This window comes from Subtercola sp. PAMC28395 (assembly GCF_018889995.1).
In the GTDB taxonomy this organism is placed as follows: Bacteria; Actinomycetota; Actinomycetes; order Actinomycetales; family Microbacteriaceae; genus Subtercola.
Genome location: NZ_CP076547.1, coordinates 1,543,193 through 1,563,647, shown reverse-complemented (window position 1 = coordinate 1,563,647; position 20,455 = coordinate 1,543,193). Strand labels below are relative to the sequence as shown.

18 protein-coding genes are annotated in these 20,455 nt (G+C 62.8%); 13 read left to right on the top strand and 5 right to left on the bottom strand.

From position 1 onward, the window contains the following. Positions 1-43: 43 nt before the first annotated feature. The 5 genes from KPL76_RS07205 (at position 44) to KPL76_RS07185 (ending at position 4,280) form a co-directional block, all read left to right on the top strand. Positions 44-721 (top strand): MBL fold metallo-hydrolase, encoded by a 678-nt coding sequence (locus tag KPL76_RS07205; protein ID WP_216336189.1) that lies wholly within the window; start codon positions 44-46, stop codon positions 719-721. Between the two features lie 224 nt (positions 722-945). Further along, a complete protein-coding gene (locus tag KPL76_RS07200) occupies positions 946-1,278 on the top strand; it encodes a hypothetical protein (RefSeq protein ID WP_216335763.1) in 333 nt (110 codons plus the stop codon). Between the two features lie 191 nt (positions 1,279-1,469). After that, the gene (locus KPL76_RS07195) at positions 1,470-2,264 is read left to right on the top strand and encodes an META domain-containing protein (RefSeq protein ID WP_216335762.1); all 795 of its coding nucleotides are present in this window, start codon (positions 1,470-1,472) and stop codon (positions 2,262-2,264) included. Positions 2,265-2,462: 198 nt separating this feature from the next. Next, complete coding sequence (locus KPL76_RS14965; protein ID WP_216335761.1) at positions 2,463-3,122, top strand: lytic transglycosylase domain-containing protein; 660 nt, start codon at positions 2,463-2,465, stop codon at positions 3,120-3,122. A 192-nt stretch (positions 3,123-3,314) separates the two neighbouring features. Then, positions 3,315-4,280 (top strand): intradiol ring-cleavage dioxygenase, encoded by a 966-nt coding sequence (locus KPL76_RS07185; RefSeq protein WP_216335760.1) that lies wholly within the window; start codon positions 3,315-3,317, stop codon positions 4,278-4,280. A gap of 366 nt (positions 4,281-4,646) precedes the next feature. On the opposite strand, the gene KPL76_RS07180 is transcribed toward KPL76_RS07185, so the two are convergent. Further along, positions 4,647-5,420: a hypothetical protein gene (locus KPL76_RS07180; protein ID WP_216335759.1), complete on the bottom strand. Its 774-nt coding sequence runs from the start codon at positions 5,418-5,420 to the stop codon at positions 4,647-4,649. A 294-nt stretch (positions 5,421-5,714) separates the two neighbouring features. Between KPL76_RS07180 and KPL76_RS07175 the strand changes: the two genes are divergently transcribed. After that, the gene (locus KPL76_RS07175; RefSeq protein WP_216335758.1) at positions 5,715-7,949 is read left to right on the top strand and encodes a DUF262 domain-containing protein; all 2,235 of its coding nucleotides are present in this window, start codon (positions 5,715-5,717) and stop codon (positions 7,947-7,949) included. Between the two features lie 151 nt (positions 7,950-8,100). Here the strand turns inward: KPL76_RS07175 and bsh are convergent, their stop codons facing one another. Then, positions 8,101-9,048 carry a choloylglycine hydrolase gene (gene bsh, locus KPL76_RS07170; RefSeq protein ID WP_216335757.1) on the bottom strand — a complete coding sequence of 316 codons (948 nt, stop codon included), beginning with the start codon at positions 9,046-9,048 and terminating at the stop codon, positions 8,101-8,103. An 822-nt stretch (positions 9,049-9,870) separates the two neighbouring features. On the opposite strand from bsh, the gene KPL76_RS07165 reads away from it, so the two are divergent. Both KPL76_RS07165 and KPL76_RS07160 read left to right on the top strand, forming a co-directional pair. Continuing rightward, complete coding sequence (locus KPL76_RS07165; protein ID WP_216333735.1) at positions 9,871-11,256, top strand: IS1380 family transposase; 1,386 nt, start codon at positions 9,871-9,873, stop codon at positions 11,254-11,256. A 907-nt stretch (positions 11,257-12,163) separates the two neighbouring features. After that, positions 12,164-12,472: a hypothetical protein gene (locus tag KPL76_RS07160; RefSeq protein WP_216335756.1), complete on the top strand. Its 309-nt coding sequence runs from the start codon at positions 12,164-12,166 to the stop codon at positions 12,470-12,472. A gap of 266 nt (positions 12,473-12,738) precedes the next feature. Here the strand turns inward: KPL76_RS07160 and KPL76_RS07155 are convergent, their stop codons facing one another. Next, complete coding sequence (locus tag KPL76_RS07155) at positions 12,739-13,983, bottom strand: IS256 family transposase (protein WP_216335755.1); 1,245 nt, start codon at positions 13,981-13,983, stop codon at positions 12,739-12,741. A 192-nt stretch (positions 13,984-14,175) separates the two neighbouring features. On the opposite strand from KPL76_RS07155, the gene KPL76_RS07150 reads away from it, so the two are divergent. From KPL76_RS07150 to KPL76_RS07130, 5 genes are all read left to right on the top strand, one after another. Continuing rightward, on the top strand, positions 14,176-14,979 hold the full coding sequence (locus KPL76_RS07150; RefSeq protein WP_216335754.1) for a hypothetical protein: 804 nt from the start codon (positions 14,176-14,178) through the stop codon (positions 14,977-14,979). Between the two features lie 415 nt (positions 14,980-15,394). Then, positions 15,395-16,078 carry a hypothetical protein gene (locus KPL76_RS07145; protein WP_216335753.1) on the top strand — a complete coding sequence of 228 codons (684 nt, stop codon included), beginning with the start codon at positions 15,395-15,397 and terminating at the stop codon, positions 16,076-16,078. 27 nt (positions 16,079-16,105) lie between these two features. After that, the gene (locus KPL76_RS07140) at positions 16,106-16,567 is read left to right on the top strand and encodes a hypothetical protein (protein ID WP_216335752.1); all 462 of its coding nucleotides are present in this window, start codon (positions 16,106-16,108) and stop codon (positions 16,565-16,567) included. Between the two features lie 36 nt (positions 16,568-16,603). Continuing rightward, positions 16,604-16,840: a hypothetical protein gene (locus tag KPL76_RS07135; RefSeq protein ID WP_216335751.1), complete on the top strand. Its 237-nt coding sequence runs from the start codon at positions 16,604-16,606 to the stop codon at positions 16,838-16,840. Positions 16,841-17,259: 419 nt separating this feature from the next. Next, positions 17,260-17,736: a nuclease-related domain-containing protein gene (locus KPL76_RS07130; RefSeq protein WP_216335750.1), complete on the top strand. Its 477-nt coding sequence runs from the start codon at positions 17,260-17,262 to the stop codon at positions 17,734-17,736. Between the two features lie 663 nt (positions 17,737-18,399). Here KPL76_RS07130 and istB read toward each other — a convergent pair. Then, the gene (istB, locus tag KPL76_RS07125; RefSeq protein ID WP_216333198.1) at positions 18,400-19,182 is read right to left on the bottom strand and encodes an IS21-like element helper ATPase IstB; all 783 of its coding nucleotides are present in this window, start codon (positions 19,180-19,182) and stop codon (positions 18,400-18,402) included. Then, positions 19,182-20,405: an IS21 family transposase gene (gene istA, locus KPL76_RS07120; RefSeq protein WP_216333196.1), complete on the bottom strand. Its 1,224-nt coding sequence runs from the start codon at positions 20,403-20,405 to the stop codon at positions 19,182-19,184. The genes istB and istA overlap by 1 nt, the downstream gene beginning before the upstream one ends. Positions 20,406-20,455 lie beyond the last annotated feature (50 nt).

Here is a 20,455-nt window from a genome sequence, read left to right as displayed (position 1 = left end):
CACGACCGCAACCGACTCCTCCTCCACCGACGCCCTCGCACCGCTGAAGCTCACGAAACTCGAGCACGCCGCTCTGGTGCTCGAGCTCGACGGCTCGAAACTGATCGTCGACCCCGGGGTCTTCACCCGGCCGCTCGCCGACTCGGTCGACGGGGTCGACGGGCTCGAGAAGACAGTCGCAATCGTGTTGACTCACGAGCACGGTGACCATTGGACGCCGGATCAGCTCAGCGGCATTCTCGCGAAGGCCCCGGGCATCCCGATCTTCGCGCCCTCGGGTGTCGCCCAGGCCGTCGGGCCCGACTTCGACGTCACGATCGTCAACGGCGGCGACGAGGTCACGGCCGGACCCTTCACTCTCACGTTCTTCGGAGAGAAGCACGCCGTCATCCACTCGAGCATTCCCGTGATCGACAACGTCGGCGTGCTCGTCAGCAGCCCGCTCACGGCGAGCACTCTCTATTACCCGGGTGACTCGTTCACCGTGCCCGTCGGCGTCGACGTCGACGTTCTCGCCGTTCCGGTCGGGGCGCCCTGGCTGAAGATCGCCGAGGTGATCGACTTCGTGCTCGAGGTGAAGCCACGTCGCAGTTTCGCGACGCACGAGATGGTGCTCTCCGACGCGGGCAAGGGCATGGGCGGCGACCGCATCACCTGGGCCACCGAGCAGAACGGCGGTTCGTTCATCACGCTGACTCCGGGCGATTCGGTCGACCTCTAGGAACGGTGGCTGTCGGCGGAGCGACGAGCCCAGCGGTTTCGCGTCACCGCGCGCGGGCCCGGGCAATCTCGGCGCTCGCCGCCTCGCTCACAGCGCCCACCCGCCAAAGGCGCACCGATCTAACCGTCCACCAGCACACACCCGCCGCGCACGCTCACAGCTCCTCTCACCAGCGTGCCTTCACAGAGCCGCGCTAGGCTTCGCCTGTGAATACCGCCGGGTCAGTGAACTCAGAACTCGCGGCAGTCGGCGTCTTCGTGCTCTGCGTTGCCATCCTCATCCCGCTCGCCATTCTCGGGTACCGGCAATCGAAGCGAGCGCGAGCCGTCAGCGACGACGAGATCGGCTCGAGCTTTCTGGCCGGAGTAGCCTTTCTCTTCGCATTTCTGGCCTCGCCGCTCGGCATTCTCTTCGCGCACATCTCACTTCGGCAGATCATCCGGACCGGCGTCTCTGGCGCACGACTGGCTACCGCCGCACTCTGGATTGCCTACGCCCTGACCCTGTTGCAGCTCGTCGCCCTGCTGTGGGGGTCGCTCACGGGGTACTTCCGCTGAGTTGGTGATGCCCGCACGACGCACCCACTCACGTGCCCGCTTCTCCCTCACAGCCGCACCACACCGCCCTCCCGATCCCCACTGCTGTCAACCTCAAGCGTGTTCGCAGCCGTATTGAGTACGCTCAGGTAAGCAGCACCCCCGCGCCCGTAGCGCGCGACCGTCTCGTTCCCCTTCCTTCGGAGAGCCCCTTGTCAGCGTTGAAGCCTCTCGCAGCCGCCACCCGTGCGGTCACGGCCGGTGTGACGCTCGGCCTGACCGTAGTGATGGTTCTGGCGCTGGCGGCCTGCTCCTCCCCTGTCGTGGTCGTTCCGATTCCGGATGCCCCGCAGTTCACTCCCGCATCGAGCAGCACTCTGCCCGGCCGATGGGTCGTGGCCGACACCTACAGCTCGCCCGACCAGCCGTACCTGGCGTTCGAGCACGACGGAACCTGGAAGGGCTCCGACGGCTGCAACAATGCCAAGGGCACCTGGTCGATGGACTCGAGCGGGGCGTTGACGACGACTTCTGGCCCCGTGACCCGCATCTACTGCGACGGCGCTCCGCTGCCTCTCTACCTGATCGACGCCACCTCGGCGAAGTTCGACGGCACGACGCTCACTCTCGTCGGCCACAAGAGCGAAGAACTCGTGAAGCTGAAGCGCCCCAGCAGTACCGAGAGCCCGGCACCTGGCGGAACGCAGGTCGTGGTGGGGCTCTGGACGAGCGTGGAGAACGGTCGATCCCGGCTGGTGAAGCTCAGCATGGCCGACGATGGCACGGTGGCTGGCAACGACGGGTGCAATGACTTCACCAGTACCTGGAGGTTCGCCGAAGACGGCACGGTGTCGTTCGGCACACTTGCCATCACGGGCCGCACGTGCGAGGGTGTTGTGACGTGGTTGAGCGGCGCAGCATCCGCCGTGCTCGACGGAACCACCATGGTGATCCGCTCGAAGTATGGCGGGCAGCTGGGCACCCTGACTTACCATGGCGCGGCGTAGTGCAGGATGCTGCGGCGCGGTGGGCTGAGACTGCGCGCCTGTACTTCCACACAGGGAGTCGTGCATAATAGAAGATCACGTTTGTATAACGCAGAGAGTCGACTATGAGAGCCGTATCAGGCTCTTGCGAATCGGGCTCAGGCAGCAGCAGAAGAGCCTGAACACCAGTCGAACCGGCAGAGAGAAACGGAATCCCGTATGGCAGTGCTGAACACCACGGTGCGTCGACGCCTGGCACAGGCGTTCGCAGTGACCGCCGCGATCGGCCTCGCCGGTACCGTGGCGCTCCCCCTGGCGAACGCGACGACGCTCGGGCAGGCCGCACCGGTTCAGCACGCAATGTCGTCGGGGCAGACCCTCGTCGTGCAGGGAACGGGCGTCATGCTCGCCGAGCGCGACGACTACCAGGCCACCGACCCGGCTGTTCTCAAAGCCAAGAAGGCCGCCGAAGCTGCAGCCGCCGCTGCAGCAGCAGCCGCCGCCGCCGCGAAGACCACGGCCCAGGTCGCGTCATCCTCGACCGGCTACAGCGTTCCCGCCGCCGCGACGCCGAACCCCGGTTCTGCCCAGGCCATCGCCCAGCAGATGCTCTCTGACCGCGGCATGGGCAGCGACCAGTTCTCGTGCCTGGTCTCACTCTGGGCCCGCGAATCGGGCTGGCGTATCAACGCGTACAACGCCTCTTCTGGCGCGCAGGGTATTCCCCAGGCCCTCCCCGGCAACAAGATGGCTGCGTTCGGTTCCGATTGGGAGACCAACCCCGCCACCCAGATCGCCTGGGGCCTCAGCTACATCACGGGCCGCTACGGCACGCCGTGTGGGGCGTGGGCGCACAGCCAGAGCAGCGGCTGGTACTAAACCAGGGTGTTCGACGAGCTTGAGCTTTCGGCGAGCCTGAGCTCTCCACGCGCCTGAGCGTTCGGCGAGCCTGAGCTCTCCACGAGCCTGAGCGTTCAGCGGCTCATAGGATTCGCATAGCGGGCTCAGAGATTCTCGCGATGCCTGTCGGGTTGGGTGTACTCAGACATTCATTCTGAGAGGATCCACATCATGCACTCCCCTGAGCCTCGCAAGCACAGCGAGCACAGCGAACAAGGCGATTCACCCGAGGTTGAGACGACCGTGCCGGTCGGAGAGTGGCGCGAATCCGACGGCACCGAGATCGACGAAGAAGACCGCGGGCTCGTCTACGACATCCGCACGCTCGTCAATCGACGGCGTGCACTGGGTCTGTTCGGGGGCATCGCGGCCACGACACTGCTCGCGGCCTGCTCGAGCACGCCGTCGAGTGCATCGGTAGCGAATTCGGCCACCGGAACGGCTTCGGCGACCGCAACAAGCACGCCCTCCGCGAGCGCCGCAGCCAGTGCTACAGCCGAGGCGAGTGGGCCGCTAACCGAGGTCCCCGACGAGACGGCGGGCCCGTACCCCGGCGACGGCTCGAACGGAGCGAACGTGCTCGACGACTCAGGCGTGGTGCGCAGCGACATCAGGTCGAGTTTCGGGTCGTCGACGACGACCGCCGCCGGGGTGCCGCTGAGCATCCAACTCACGGTGCGTGACGCCGCGACCGGAAACGCCCTCACCGGTGCCGCTGTGTACCTCTGGCACTGCAATCGCGACGGCAACTACTCGCTCTACAGCCAGGGTGTGACGAATGAGAACTATCTGCGCGGTGTGCAGGAGGTCGACAGCTCGGGAACGGTCACGTTCACGTCGATCTTCCCGGCGTGTTACTCGGGGCGGTGGCCGCATATCCACTTCGAGGTGTACAGCGATGTCGCCACGGCGATTGCATCTGGCCCGATCGCGAAGACTTCGCAGATCGCCCTGCCGAAGGAGGCGTGCGACCTGGTCTACGCCACTGCGGGGTATGAGAAGAGCGTGAGCAACCTCGCGTCGACGAGCCTCGCCCGAGACAACGTGTTCGGCAACGACGGCGGCATCTACCAGATCGCGAGCATGTCGGGCTCGGTGGCTGCGGGCCACACGGCGGCGCTCACCGTGGGCGTATAGCCCGCGAGATCGAGTTGCCCGAAGGTGCAACACCAGCGCTGAAACCGTGCGCCATCGGGAAAGTGGATGCTCGGTGCCGGGCCGCGCCGACCGAGGTGCGTGCCGCGTGGGCGCGGGGCGAGATCGAGTTGCCCGAAGGTGCAACAAATTCGGCGAAAACGTGCGCCACCGGGAAAGTGGATGCTCGGTGCCGGGCGGCGCGCAAAGTAGAGGTGTGCCGCGTTGGGCATAGCGACATCGAGTTGCCCGAAAGTGCAACAAATTCGCTGAAAACGTGCACATTCGGGAAAGTCGATGCTCGGTGGGGACAGCGAAGGCCCCCCAGGTCGTGAGACCTGGGGGGCCTTCGGGGGGTGTGCGGGGCTGTTACGCCTCGCTCATGACGAGCCACTCGGCCTTGCCCTGCGCGGCGAGCGCAGCAGCACGGGCAGCGAGGCGACGGGACTGCTCGGCCTGGCCGGCGTCGAGCTGCTCCTGCGGAACCTCGAAGTTCGGCACCCTGGGGTTGCCGTTGTACTTCTCGATGTAGGCGTCGAGCTCGGGGCCGGAGGTCCACGAGGTGATGAGGCAGTAGCGCGGGTCGGGGCCCGGGTGGGTCGCCGCGTGCCAGAGACGCTGGGTGTCGACGATCAGCTGTGCACCCGCCGGAAGGGCGATACGGTACTCGACGCTCGGGTCGGTGCGGTTCTCACGCAGCACGAAGTAGCTGTCTTTGTCGTCGGTGAGGTTGAAGAAGCCACGCACGACCCAGCCGGTGCCATCGGGGTTCAGGCGATTGTTGTCGTCCTGGTGGAGGTTGTAGAGGCAGTCGGCGTAGGTGTTCGGCTGCAGCTCGATGACGCGGCAGCGGCCGACGTTCGCTCCGGGCTCCTGGGCGCGACGGGTGAGGTTCGGGGCCTTCGCGGTCTGCGAGTCGATCCAGACACCGTCTTTGTCGGTGCGAGGAGGTGTGTGGTTCCAGAACCCGTTGCACTCGATTTCGCCGAAAGCACTGGCGAGAGGTGCGAAACGGGTGTCACCCGACGACTTCCAGTCGTTGTACTCGATGTCGAGCCATTCCTTGGGGTCGAGTTCCTGGTTGTAGCGGTCGAGGACCACGTATCCGGTCTCTTCGAGAGCAGCAGACTTGATATATCCCATGACGTGAATCATGCCCTTTCGTTGGGGGCCAGCACGTTTTAACAGGCCCAACTTAGGTAAGCCTACATTGGGCCTCCTGTGAAGGGACTTTAGTCGTGTCTCCCAACTCCGCGTCGAAACGCGCAGCGCAGTCGGCGCGGAGTTGGGAGACACGACTGTGGTCACTCGGTGACGTGCGAATCCGTCGATCGGCGCGCGCAATCCTGCCGGCAAACACTCTCGCGTAGACTCGACGGCTGCGAAACCCTTTTGTTCTGAGGGGCGGAGTCGTTCTGAGAGGCTGAAGCGAAACCCATGGTCACTGCACTGCCCGCCGCACTTCCCACGGCCACGAACATCGATGCGACAGCGGTCAATACGATCGGCTGGCTGTCTTCCCCACAGACAACCATCGTCGTACCGGTCTACCAGCGCCAGTACCGCTGGGACATCGGCGGGTGCGAGAAGCTGCTGGCTGACATCCGGGCGGTGTCTGATTCGGATGATCGGCACACCCATTTCATCGGGTCCATCCTGTGCACCGCCAGCACCGCCAGCACCGGCGACAGTGGCGACACCGACGGCGACGACTCGTCCGAACTCGTGCTCATCGATGGGCAGCAGCGCATCACCACGCTGATGTTGCTCGTCGCGGCGCTGCACCACACGGTGCTGCAGGGTGCCAGGGCAGTGGCTGGCACGGATGCAGGCGCGGATCTCGACGCCGGGGAGGCCATCACTGCGGCGGCGGCCGACGATGGGCGTGGGGGCGGGGGCGACGGGCTCGCCGGACAGCTAGAGGGTGTACTGGTTCGCGGTGAGGGGAGCCGGGCATCCGGAGCGTCTCGAACGAAGTTGCGACCGCACAGGGCCTGGGCCGAGGTGTTCGAGAGTGTGGTGCTGGGGCGGCGCCTGCCGGGAGACGAGCTGCGCGATTCGCGGTTCGACGACAACTACGCGTTCTTTCGCAGCCAGATCCGGCCTGACGAAGTGGCGCGCATCTGGCGGGGCCTACAGAAGCTGGAGCACGTGGCCATCACGCTGGGGGCCGATGCGAATGCGCAGCAGATCTTCGAGAGCCTGAACTCCACGGGCGAGCCGCTGCGCGACCACGAACTGATCCACAACTACGTGCTGATGGGGCTCTCGCACGCGGAACAGAACGAGATAGAGAATTCGTTCTGGCTGCCGATCGAGCAGAACACCGGCGAGCAGATCGCGAGTTTCTGGCGGCACTACCTCGTCATGACGACGGGGCGCGAAGTGACGGTCGCCGGTGGGCGCGGCGTATACGACGAGTTCAGGCAGCAGTTCCCGCGGCTCGACCTCGAGGCGTTGCGCGTGCACGCGGCCGAGTGGCGGGAGTACTCGTCCGCGTACCGCGTGCTTCTCGAGCCGGCCTCGGCAGCCGACGCGGAGATCGGGCAGCAGCTCGGGTTCGTCAACACCTTCGGGCGCGGGATGTACCCGCTGGTCATGCGGGCCTACTGCGATTACGAGCGCGGAACTGTGACGAAGGCGGCACTCATCGAGACCCTGGAGCTGGTGCAGTCGCTGCTGCTGCGAAGGACCGTGGTGGGCGTGAGCAACGATCGCCTGGTGGCTCGGCTCTGCCGGGCGAGGGCCGCGGGGCACGCGGAGCTGGTCGCGGCGGTGGCGCGGATCACGCCGTCGAATGAGCGGGTGCGCGTGGCGCTGAAGTACTCGGAGCTGCCGCACGCCGCGTACGTGCTCGGGCGACTGGCCGGGGCGCGGGCGGCGGCGGCCGGTGCGGATGCTGCGGGTGCGGGCACTGCGGGCGTGGGCACTGCGGGTCTGGATGCTGCTCCGCTCGATCTCGAGCACATCTTCCCCGTGGCACCCGCCGACTCGTGGAGCGGCGACGGCGTTCGCGAATGGGCGGACTACAGCGACGACGAACAGAACAGCCACCGGGCACTCTCGGGCACTCTCGGCAACCTCACCCTGCTCGAGCGACCGCTGGCCGAGCGCGCAGCAGACGCCTCCTTCACAGAGAAGCAGTCCGTCTACGCGAAGAGCGCGGTGGCGACGACCACGGAGCTCGCCGAGGTCGACGTCTGGGGCACTTCCGCCATCGCCGAACGCACGGCCCGGCTCACCGATGTCTTCCTCAAGGTGTGGGGGCGACCGACCGCGGCTGGAATCGACGACGACGACCTCACGCCCATTCTCGATGCGAAGCGCCGTCGCGGCTGGCCCCGGGGCTGGCAGCGCGAATTCGAGTACGTCGAGTATCGCGGCGAACACTGGGAGGTCTACGACGTCAAGTACCTCTTCAACCGTATCTTCAAACGACTCTGGAACGACTCACACGAGAGCGTCGTCGCCTTCAGCGCCCGGCGCGGCGGGCCGATCTACGACGCGCAGGCGTGGAACGGCCACTGGGACCAGCTCGATGACTCGAACTTCCTCTACATGGGCTGGGACTCGCGATACATGTTGACGGCCGTGCAGGGCGTTCTCGAGGAGGCCGGTCTGGCCGCGGAGGTGTTCGTCAAGTACTCCTACCTCGGTGCTGCGATGCCGTAGAGAGCGCAGCTCGGCGAGGTGGCGCCCTATGCCCTCCGACGGCAGTCGCCGAGTGAATCGACGAGTAAAACGGCTCCGCTTGATTTTATCGCTCACGCCGAAAGGAAGGTCGAGGACTGCGGCTGAGACACATCCGGCCGCGCGTGTTCCCTCACAGCACGATCACCTCAGTGCCGCCGGGCTGGTGGTCAGAGAGCGTCTCGCTGCGGAGCGTGGGGTCGTCGTAGCTGTTCCAGTAGTAGCTCGCCGTGCGTGACGAGAAGAGCCCCGTGTAGATGGTCTTCTCGAACTCGCCCGAGCCCATCTTCGCCGCCCCTTCGACCATGGCCACCTGCTGCAGGGTGTGGAAGGCGCGGCTCACGTTCTCCTCTTCGCTCGCCTTGTCGGGGTAGTGCGCGTTGACGTAGGCAGCGCGCACAAACCGCGACGGCGAGTAGTAGTCCCCGGGAATGCCGCGCATGTGCAACCCCGAGCCGAACGGAGTCAGGCGCGCTCGGCCCAGCACGCTCTCCTCGGGGAATTCGGGCGAGGCATTGAGGTAGTTGCGCAGGTTCTCGTGGTGCCACGCGAAGCCGGGTTGGTTCGCCAGGACGTCGACGTCGTCGTCGAAGACGTGCAGGCCGTCACCCGTGTGCTCCACGACGATTGCCCGCGTCGCGTCGGCGATGATCCAGTGCAACAGGGAGCTCGGGTACTTCTCATTGATCGGCCGGTCGACGATCACCACGTTTCTGAGCGCCTCCTCGGCGTCGTCGACGCTGCTGAACTGCGAGGCGACCCAGAGCGGGAACTCGAACGCGGCGACGTTCGTTGCGCCCTCGACGGGCTCCGACGCGTACTGGGCGTATCCCGGGAAGTTCAGCCCCGCGACCGCGAGGCCGGCGTCGTTGCCGCAGTCGAAGTACAAGGGCGTGCCCTCCTCCACGATGCCCATGCCGATGATGGCATGGCGGATGCTGGCCACGGCACCGAACGGCGACGTGGCGCTGAAACCGGTGGGAGTGACGACGACTCGTTCACCGTATCCGAAGGTCCAGTCGAGATTTCGCGCCAGGTACGCGTGGCCGTTTCCGTCGGAGAATCTGACCGCTGTGCACATGGGATGGCCTTCCTGTGCGATACGCTCGCGTCGCGGTACCGTACCCCAGCCAGTATCGTCCCTGCGCCGACTGAACGCCAGAGGCTTTGGCCTATGGTGCGATCCCTTGCTTTCATTCCTCGACGGAGGTATACCGATGCAGTGCGCGGGACGGGGCAAGTGCGTCGAACGCCGGCCGCCGTCTACGGAAAACAGCACGGTAGAGATGGGTGAGGGTGTGCCGCGAGCGCGTCGAGAGCACCAACGCTCATCGCGCGGTCGTCATCCGCACAACTCTCCGATGGATCTGAACCGCAGGCGGGCCAACCCGACCTGACGATCGAGAATCCCCCACCTTCCGCAACGGACCGAGTCGATTTCGACCTGGAAGACTTTAGCGGTTTACAGACGAAGTTCGTGGCTGTGCATTTCGACGAGGGTCAGGGTCCAAGCGTCCCGATTGACGTCTCCGGCTATCGTTTTCATTTGCGAGACCGGCATCCGGGTATGACTTGGGAGGAGAGATCGATTCCTCGGCCATGCTGCTTGGAGCGGACGGCCATACTTACGTCGCCGAAGTAAACACCCGTTTCTGGGAACTGGATTCGGATGCTCGGTCCGTTTCAACCACCGGTCCTACGTCGTCGCCCGCGCTCACATCCTCAGGCCCAACGGTGACCGCCAACCGCGCTCCAACAGATGAAATATTCGAACCGACTAAGCCTGGATCCACCGATGGAGTATGAGTTGAGGTCGGCGCGTTAAACGGAGAATGCCTGTCTGATCAGGGAAAATAGAGCTTGTCTAAGGTCCTATTACTCTGAAAAGAGAGGCATCTCGCAGGTGCAAGTTTCTCACGTCTCCCGGTCCGCTGCCTGGTCATTCGATGACCCGAATCTCGTGTCGTCCGTCGGCTTACTCCCGGTCATGCGCCTCGCCGAGAACGCAGGCCTCCGTGACCTCGCCGACCAGTGGTTGAGCGTCCCGACAGACAAGGGCGCGAATGCCGGGTTGAAGGTGTCCTCGCTGGTGGCCGGGATGGTCGCCGGCGCGGATTCGATTGATGACATGGCGGTGCTGCGCCACGGCGGGATGGGGAAGATCTTCACATCGATCTACGCCCCCTCGACGTTGGGGTCGTTCCTCCGATCGTTTACGTTCGGGCACGTCCGCCAACTCGACGCCGTCGCGTCCCGGCTGCTGATCAACCTCGCCGCTGAGGCTCCGATCGTGTCACCGCCCGCCGACGGCGGGCTGGTGTTCGTTGATGTCGATGACACGATCATCGAAGTGCACGGCCCGAAGAAGCAGGGCGCCGGGTTCGGATACTCCGGTGTCCGCGGCATCAACGCGCTGCTCGCGACCGTATCGACCGACACCACCGCTCCCGTGGTCATCGGGCAGCGCCTCCGCAAGGGTGCGGCCGGGTCCCCACGAGGCGCTGCCCGGATCGTCGCCGACGCGCTCAAGACCGTCACCCGACTCCCCGGGATGAACGCTGCACCGGTGCTGCTGCGCGCGGACTCCGCTTACTACGGACACGCGACGGTGAGCGCCGCGCTCCGCGCGGGCGCGAACGTGTCGATCACCGCCCGGCAGGATCCCGCGGTGAAACGCGCGATCCACGCCATCCCGGATGATGCCTGGACGAAGATCGAGTATCCGAACGCGATCTATGACCCCGACACCGCCACCTGGACCTCTGTCGCGGAAGTCGCCGAGGTCCCGTTCACTGCGTTCGCCTCCAGACCGAAGAAGGACCACGTGCACGGGCGCCTCGTGGTGCGGCGGATCCCTGAACTGAACAAGAAGAAGCTGTCTCAGCCGACCCTGTTCGACACGCACCGCTTCCACGCGTTCTTCACCACCAGCACCCTCGACACGATCACCGCCGACCAGATCCACCGCCGCCACGCGATCATCGAGCAAGTCAACGCAGACCTGAAGAACTCCGCACTCGCCCACATGCCCTCAGGCGTCTTCACCGCCAACGCCGCCTGGCTCGTCCTCGCCGTCATCGCGTTCAACCTCACCCGCACCGCCGCGACCATCACCGGCTCCGCTCTCGCGTCCGCGACGACCGGGACGATCCGCCAGAAACTCATCAACATCCCCGCGAGGATCGCGACGTCCGCGCGCCGCATTCGACTGCATCTCCCCGAGAACTGGCCCTGGGAAACCGCATGGACCACGCTCGTCACGCATTCGCTGGCTCCACCACGACGCTGACGAACCCGACCAACATGCCACCCCAGGCAACGACGAAACGAACCAGTGGAACACCGCGGCCAGCGAGGGACGCAACACCAGCACGCCCAGCAACACCGAACTGCCCAGAAACCGTCAACGGCTCACCACTCAAAAACATCGGTGAATCCAGGCTAAGGCGCAGACCGACGATGGCTTGAGTCTCCCTTTCTAAATATGGGCGGCGATCTTCACGGGAATCTTTCTTGCTGCGGTGATCTTGATACGCAGACGCCGAAACCGAGCTCGGACAGAAAGCACGGAGGTCGATACGACGGAAAACCAAGAAGTGCCGTGAAGGTCAGGCTGCACCCTCAGTGCTTCCGATTCGCAAATGGCATCTGGCCGTAGTTCTCCTCGAACGCATATATATATATTCGTGCTCCACCAGACGCGCGTCGTGCTCGGGAGTTTCGACCCAAGCCGCGACCAGGTCGTCCGCATCCGCTAGTTGCCAAATCGCGCGGCCTCTGGAATGATTCACCGCTTGGCGTCTAAAGGCACCGAGCCGGCCGCGTATGCCTGACCGAACGACCGTCGTTCCGATGTAAACAACGGGGCAGCCCGGTATCCACCTTCCCTTCAAATCAGCGGGCGCGAAAGCCACTAGCCTCTTGCGGCTTTTCACCGAGAACGAACGTTCGGATTTGTCGCGCCGAAGAATCACGTAGAGCCCCGAGCTCGTCGGCAAAAGATGAGGTTTGGCGTCCGCTAGCAGGACGAAACCGCGGAATCCGACCGCACTGAGTCCGCCTTCATCCCACACCTCGGGAATCGGAAAGCCACTTCGGGGAGCAATGGGCATTGCCACGCAAACTCACATTTCTATCGAACATTGTTTCGAATAGGCTCAGCTGATATGGGAACGAGTAAGCGTTACGCAAATTCCGTGAGCAGGGATATGGGCAAGCGTATCGATCACATCGTCACGCGGCCTATGCCAATTAGCCTGACACCTGAGGAGCTCGATCTGGAGAACCACCCAATCAAAAGGGCAAGCTCGGTCATTCCAGTTCGCGCTTGGACTCGCTTCTACGAAGCCACCGTTCGAGTCGATGCCGAGGCGTTCGAATGGACCGACAAGGCGGTGCACATTCGATGGGTTGGTTCGGACGGACAGCCCCGCAGTGCCTGGTATGGGCGAATGCAGTTGACCGAGCGTGATCGGTCCGTTAGTAACAATGTGGTGGCCGAATAGTTAGTCTGGCCTTGTGGTACGACAGAACTTTTCCATGCCCGTGAAGCGGCAACTTGCAACACGCGCCGGTTACAAGTGCTCGTATCCGGGATGCTCCAACGCTACTGGCGGTCCGCGTTCTGACGGACTCACGGTGAACACTGGCTATGCGTGCCACATCTATCCTGCGTCGAGTCAAGAGACTGGCCCCCGAGCAGACCAAATCGCCAAGCGCGGTGCTCAAGCCCCGGGTAGTGGTGTAGCCGGTTTTCCTTCGTTTTGGTTGGTTAGGCGCTGAGTTGGAGTGCTGGTTCGGTCACCTCGGTTCTGGTGTTGGGTAGGAGGGTGAGGCGGGCTTTGGTGAGGATGTCGATGCCGAGGTAGCGGCGTCCTTCGGCCCATTCGTCGGTTTGTTCGGCGAGGACGGCTCCGACGAGTCGGGTGATCGCGTCGCGGTTGGGGAAGATCCCGACGCTGTCGGTACGGCGCCGGATCTCCCGATTCAGGCGCTCGTTCGGATTATTGGACCAGACCTGCTGCCAGAGCCCGTCGGGGAACGTCGTAAACGCGAGGATGTCAACCCTGGCGGCATCAAGGTGCTCAAACGCTGCGGGGAGTTTCTCTTCGACGTAGTCCAAGAGCCTGTCGTATTGGGCGTGCACGGCGTCCGCGTCGGGCTGGTCATAGACGCTGTGGAGCATCGCTTTCACTGCCGGCCAGATGCTCTTCGGGCACACACTCATCAGGTTCGCTGCGTAGTGGGTGCGGCAGCGTTGCCACGCAGCTCCTGGCAGGTTCGCAGCGATCGCTTCGACCAGGCCCTGGTGCGCGTCGGAGGTCACCAGCCGCACGCCGGTAAGGCCGCGGGCTGTGAGGTCGGCGAAGAAGCTGTTCCACGCCGCACCGGTCTCTGACGTCGCAACTCGCAGGCCGAGGACCTCGCGGCGTCCGTCAGCGTTCACACCGGTAGCGACGAGAACGACGGCGTTGATGACCCGGCCACCCTCACGGACCTTCATCGTCAGCGCGTCGGCGGCGACGAACGTGAACGGGCCCGCGTCGCCGAGCGGTCGGTGCCGGAACTGGGCGACATGTTCATCGAGGTCGGCTGCCATCCTTGACACCTGTGACTTCGACAACGAGTGAATCCCTAAGGTTTTCACGAGTTTGTCCATCCGGCGGGTACTGACGCCGGCGAGGTAGCAGTCCGCGATCACGGTGATCATCGCCGCCTCGGCGCGTTTGCGTCTTTCGAGCAGCCATTCCGGGAAATACGTGCCCGAACGGAGCTTCGGAACAGCGACATCGATCGTGCCAACACGGGTATCGAGGTCGCGGTGCCGGTACCCGTTGCGTTGCGCGGTACGGTCGGGCGAGGGTTTGCCCCATTCCGCACCAACCACAGCATCGGCGTCGGCGGAGAGGAGGGCATTGATCATGGTTTGCAGCAGGCTGCGCAGCAGATCCGGAGACGCGTCGCCGAGGGCTTCGCGGAGCAGGCCATAAGGGTCGACAATATGTGGAGCGGTCATCGTGATGATGCCTTTCGAGTGGAGGTTAGAGACTTCTCGAAGGAACACCACGGTGACCGCGCCCACGTCCAAGACGGGGCCAAGCCACCGGGGCTACACCACTCTAAGGGGCACTACTAGCGCGGTATCCCGGATGCCTATCGAGAGTCAGCGAAGAACGGCGTATGGATGTGCGGCACCCATGCAGCGTTAGTGGACAAGGACGATGGTCGCTTCACGGTGGAGACCCTCGAGTCCTACAAGAAACGAGCTGACGATCGCCAGGAAATAGCTCTGGCTGGCACTCCGGAGCAGCGAGGCTTCGAACTCATCCCAATGGTCTGCGAGCTGCGGGCGCCAGAGTTGATCAAGACCGAGCATGGTCGCTACACGCTGACATCGGAGGACCGGGATACTGTCATCAACTTTCTCCAAGATTCGGGCGCGGGCGAAATCTGGTCAGACGAGACTTCTTATGCGGCGGCCGTATGGTTTATCGAACTGATTCAAAACGGCCTCATGCACGGCCAAGCCACTAGCGCTCGTGTCGCCGCCAATGCCAATTCGCTCGAATTGACTGTGATTGGCGATAACTTTACGATCAGCAACCTCGAGCAAGCAACCGTACCCGGTGGAGCTGCCTTCAGTCTCGACATTATCCGTGGATCCCATGCACACTATGTCACCGTAAACGCGCGCAGCAACCCGGAGGGTGCCGGCTTCATGGTAACGGGCCTGCGGGTTGCCGAGGGGGATCCATGCGTCGTCACGGTCGGAGGGGCTATTCGGCTTAGCGACAGCCAGCTGCTCGAACTCGATTCGTGTGCGACGGTGCACGTTAAGGTGATAGGTAACATGATCATGTCTGATCGTGGATCACTGTCTCAAGCGATTGAAAAAGCGGCCGAAGCCAACTCCCGCGTCATTGTTCACTGTTCACCCGGACAAGTTGCCTACGTAAACCACATGCTCAAAATGACCGGCGCCGACCCCACAACGGTCACCGTCACTCGATAAAGTCATGTTTCTGATGAACAGTTGAGTCGGCACAGTTCATCAGAACTGAAACCATTGCGGGGTCGAAGATCGAAGCTCAGAGTCGTCTGTCACGGATCGAAGACACCTTGCCATCGATTCGGCTTCCAGTTCACCTGGTGCCGAACTACAGTCGACGGCTGGTGCCGAGTCGCTCCGAATCATAATGAGGCCAGAGTCCAGTTTGACGACCGCGACATAATGCTGAGCCGAGCTATCCGCACTCGCAGCAATCCAGTAGGCCTGTCCAGGCCGGAAGACCGTTCCGTCGACGTCGACCGCCGAAATACCCGGCCTCGATTCGAGTGCCGAACTCTGGACGGTGTGGTCGAGGGTTCAGGGAACAAGGTCATATCCGGCCGCACTCTCGATGAGGCACAAGGGGTTCCGATTGGGATTGGATCCGAATTCGGTCCGGAACTTCATCGGGCGCCACATCGCGGAGCGAACCGCAACGAGCGATGTCGGTATGAATCCGCAGGAATTCGGAGTGGGGTCGCAATGTCCGACCCACGGAGACCCGAAGCGGTTCCATAGCGACATGCACATACTTCTCGGCAGCGTGACGAAACGGAGGGAGATCGAGGGCAAGGCGAAGGCCTATCGCATTCACTCTTCAAAGCTGGGCGCGAGCGTGCGTGACTCGAACATCGGGATCGTGAAGAGGATCTACGCCGGTCTCCTCTTGCCGTTTCCAAACTCTCCCCAAGGCAAGTCCCTCAACGTTCGGACGAATACTTATGCGCGAGCAGCGCTCGTCACTCTCGGCTTGATCCTTACCGAACGTGGTGAAGGTCGCGATAGCGGCATGATCTCTCAAGCTGACATTGCTGCGAGGCTCGGCTGGCGAAACAACACGGTCCTCGATGCTCTCAGGTTTCTCGAGAGCCAGTCGCTCATCGTCCGACTGGACAATCGTCAGGGCTGTGGTGGCGTGACTTCCATGTACAGACTGACAAAACCCGCGGATAGTCGCATCGGTTCCGTTGAGCGGTTCTCCTGGAGTGTCGAACAGTTTTATGGAGACTCATCCAAGGGAGATAACATAAGGGCCGATGAAAATGCAGGTGTGAGCAGCTGAGACTCGCTGGGCCTGTTCGTCCAAAGCGTGACACATCCGATCTGGTGGAAGAGTGCGCTATTCACGAGCAGCCATGTTGCGAATGCCATTGTGGAGTCGGCGCAGATCTCGGCGAACGTGTTTGACATTTCACTCGCGGTGGAGATCAAGTGTCGTAGGCAGCTTTGGAGCGAAGTCGTGCGCGCTACGGATGAACTTCGAGAGATGGGTGTGCCCGTGCAATCACTCGTTCAGGTACTCGACCACCTAACCGTCGATGAGCGCCACGCAAGGCGCGATAAAGCGACCGGTTGTCTCATCTCTCCTCACGATGCGGCTGAGAGCACGAACTCAAAACGCTCGGCGGTAGCTGCTCAGCAGAGAGACAAGTTCGCCGCGGCGCGACGACACAAGCATGCGGCGAACGCGGTCCTGGCAGATCTGATCTACAACCCGACCACCAGGAGGTACGGCGAACTTCGAATTCCCGCACCCGCTCGTGTCGACTGAAGTGAGACCGAATTCGAAGACGCAACAGAGACGCTTATGAGCTGGGTACCGAAGTTCCGCAGTTACATCGCGGGCGAGAATCCGGGTCAAGTGTTCTTCCAATACGGCGAACAGATGCTGCGTAAGCGGATCGAGAATCGGCGCCATAGTCCCAAGTTTGCTTCGGACGCGGCGCGTTTCATCATGTACGGAGAAGCAGACGGAACGTTTGCTCTGTTACTCCAGCAGCAGGAAAGCAACGTCGAATATACGCGGCACCTAGCAGTCGTCTAGACGCACACACGATTCTTCAGAGCTTCATCAGGCAGAGATTTCTAGTCGTACACTCGCGCTAGCTGGTCCACGTAATACCTGATCAGGCGCCAATTAATGAATCGCCGATGTGAACTCAATGACCAATTCGAGCAACACAGCTTTCCGCCGAGAACGGAGCCGTGCCTCGACTCGGCGATCTCGCTGACCACCGCAATGGCAACCATACTGAGCGGCTCGTCCGATTCCGAAACTCTCAACACCCATGAGTTGCTTAGGGCCGGGGTCAGCATTTGCCTTGGCGATTTGGTTGACATCCCCTGCTTGATGATGGGCACCTTCCCGACCAAGGATTTCGAAGATCAGCTCATACGTAGCGCAACGTCACTTGCGGTGTCAATCGATTCCAAGACGACTGCCGGGGCCGAGGTGTTGGCGATATGACCGATCCCCGCGAGCACCTCGACCGATTCGGAGCGAAGGGTGAGCAAGGCAGCGTGGGCGAACGAATCTATGTCGATCGCATCCGCAGGCGCTTTGGTGACAGATATGAAGTGTTCACCTCGCTATCCATTCCAGGGTTCGCGGGGGACGTCGATCTGTTTCTACTCAACGGCGATCGCCTCGTCATTTTGGATATCAAGTACTGGCGTAGTGCTTTCTACTGTTCGATCCCGTGGTGGCCACGTCCGATCTACCCGCGGCGAGATCTTGTGCCGCTCCTCAAAGACGGCATGTGGGAGCTCAGCCGCAACATGGTGCTCGCGCTCAACACGCCCCGCGCCCTACTACCCGATCTCGTAATCCATGCCGGCGTCGTATTTGCTCCCATGCCGAGGCAACCAGAACGACTCTTCGTGAATCTTCTCTTCTGGCCGGGACCGGTGCTGCCGATCTTCTCCGTGACTCAGCTCTAGAGCTACTGGCTGATTGAGCGGCTAGTGGGCAGCGACAAGAAGCACACGTCGAAGTGAGCCGTTGAAGCACTCACGAGTCTGAAACACCGCGAGGGCTGAGCCTTCGCGGTGTAAGCCAATTATCTGTACACATCATTGGACGGGAAAACCAATCATGACAATTCAAATCGCAAGGCGTCATCGCAAAGAGGTCGAGAAGTTCGCGGAAGCCGAGTACGGCATCTGGGCAGACGTCATGGCCGAGATACTCATTGAGGAGCGAACGATGCCAGAACATCTCGCACCGTTTGACCGGGGGCTCTCGGCTGTTGAACTCCGAGGCGAATCAATGGAACTGTTCATCTACTGGATTCTCCGAGTCGAGTTACAGGGAGCCCCTATGCCGTTAGACGCGCCTTTGGCGTGCGCCGAGATGCCGGAAGTCTTCTTCCCCGACGGGCCAGAAAACAGCAAAAGAGAGCCCGTCGCCCAATTCGCGGCAGACGTGGACGCAGCGATCGCGAGGAGCATCTGCCACGGGCGCCCAGTCCGCCTTCAGTGCATGCTGAATGACTTCCTTTTATGGACGCCGGATCGCAGGCATTTTCGGAGGGCGAGGACTGTCAGCGACGGTCTAAGAGTGGGCCATTTTCGACGGTGTAAAAGTCGGCCACGTGTGTGTTGTTATTCTGCCGTGTTCTCGGGTCTGGTGGATGGGAGGGTTTTGATGCCGGTGTCTTTCAGCCGGTAACTGGCGCCTTTGAGGGTGATGACTTCGGCGTGGTGCACGATCCGGTCGATCATTGCCGCGGCGACGACGTGGTCGCCGAAGGTGTCGCCCCAGCCAGCGAAGGGCAGGTTGCTGGTGAGGATCAGAGAGGCGTGTTCGTAGCGGGATGACACGAGTTGGAAGAACAGGTTCGCGGCGTCTTTGTCGAACGGGATGTAGCCGACCTCGTCGACGATGATCAGTCCGTACCGGCGGAGTTTGCCGAGTTCTTGCGGGAGCCGCCCGAGTGTGTGCGCGGTTTGCAGTCTTGTGATCCAGTCCGTCGCAGTGGCGAACAGCACCCGGTAGCCGGCGTGTGACGCTTTGATGCCCAGGCCGATCGCGAGGTGCGTTTTCCCGGTACCGGGCGGGCCGAGGAGGACGACGTTCTGGGCGTCGGCGAGCCAGCTGTTGGTGCCGAGGTGCGCGATGGTGTCGCGCTTCAGAGCGGGTTGGTGATCGAACGCGAAGTCCTCGATCGATTTACGTCCCGGAAACCCCGCAGCGCGAATCCGGAGCTCGGCGCCGGACGCTTCGCGGGCAGATACTTCACGAGAGAGCACCGCGGCGAGGTACTCCTCGTGCGTCCAGGAGGCGTCACGGGCTTGTATGGCGAGCCGGGCCGCGGCCTCCCGAATGCGTGGCGCTTTCAATGCTCGGGCGTAGTACTCGATTTGGCTGACGGTCTCGTTGCTCATCAGGCGACCTCACCGGCCGGGTCGAAGCTGACCCCGAACGCCTGGTCGTAGTCGGCGAGGTCACGGTCATACCGTTCCGGTACCGCAGGAGTTCGGGTTTGAAACAAAGTCCGTAACGTCTTGGCTGAGCCAACATGGGTTGGGTCGGCGATCGACTGACCCCTGGCCCATACCCGGTCGTGCTGCGCGAGCAACTTCCCGTCGAGGGTGACGGTCACGGTACGCAAGTTCGCGCGCACGTCAACCATCCGGCCGATACCAGCAGGGTCGACGGAATAGTCGTTACCGAGCACGGTGACGTAGTAATCCCTCGGCAGCCTGACCTTCGAGCTGAAGCCAACGTTCGGCGCGATCGGCGGCAGCGGCACCATCGCAGCACGGTCCACGCCGATCAGCTCGGAAGGTTTCGCGGCGAGGCGGCGAACCTGCCGGTTATTGGCCCGCCGCAACCACACGACCAGCTGGTCGTTGAAATCGGCGGGTGAGGTGAACGTACGGCCAGGTAGGAACGAGGTTTCTAAGTATTGGTTCGCTCGTTCAACGATGCCCTTGGATTCCGGGTCGAACGGTTTCAGCTGCACGATCCGGGTCGCGAGGGTACCGGTGAACGAGGCAACACCTTCGGCGAACGAGTTCCGCCGGCCGATCCCGGCCTCGTTATCCCAAATCAGCCGATGCGGCACGGCCCCGAGCTGACCCTGCAGCAGCTCCCACATCCCAGCGAGCAGATCGGGTGTCGTGCGGGTGGGCAGCATCATCGCGGTGATGAACCGTGAATTCGAGGGCACGATCACAAGTACCGGCGGTGACCCTGTTTGACCGTGACCGAGCGGGATCTTCACCGGCGGGAACCACAGATCACATTGCGCCTGATCACCCGGCCGGTAGCTGAGCCGGTCAGCCGGGTCAGCGGGTGCGTACTCCGGGCGGAGCCGGGCCACATTCTGACGAAACCAGGTGATCGAGCCCTGCCAACCCAACCGCTCCGCGATCACCGTCGCAGGCATCCGCGGATACGCCTTCAGCAATTCCCTGATCGCCGGCTCGAGATCGCGCACCTCCGACGGCCTCGGCGGCCGGACGTACTTCGGTGGCCCATCAGTACTAATCGCTTTCGCGACCGTGTCCCTGGCCAGCCCGAGCCGTTTAGCGATCTCTCGCTGCGACAGCCCCTCACCCTTATGAAGGCGACGAATCAACGCCCAATCTTCCACTGTGATCACCCAATCAATCGTTCCTCGGGTGGCCTAGTTTTCGACCGTCGATCCTGGCC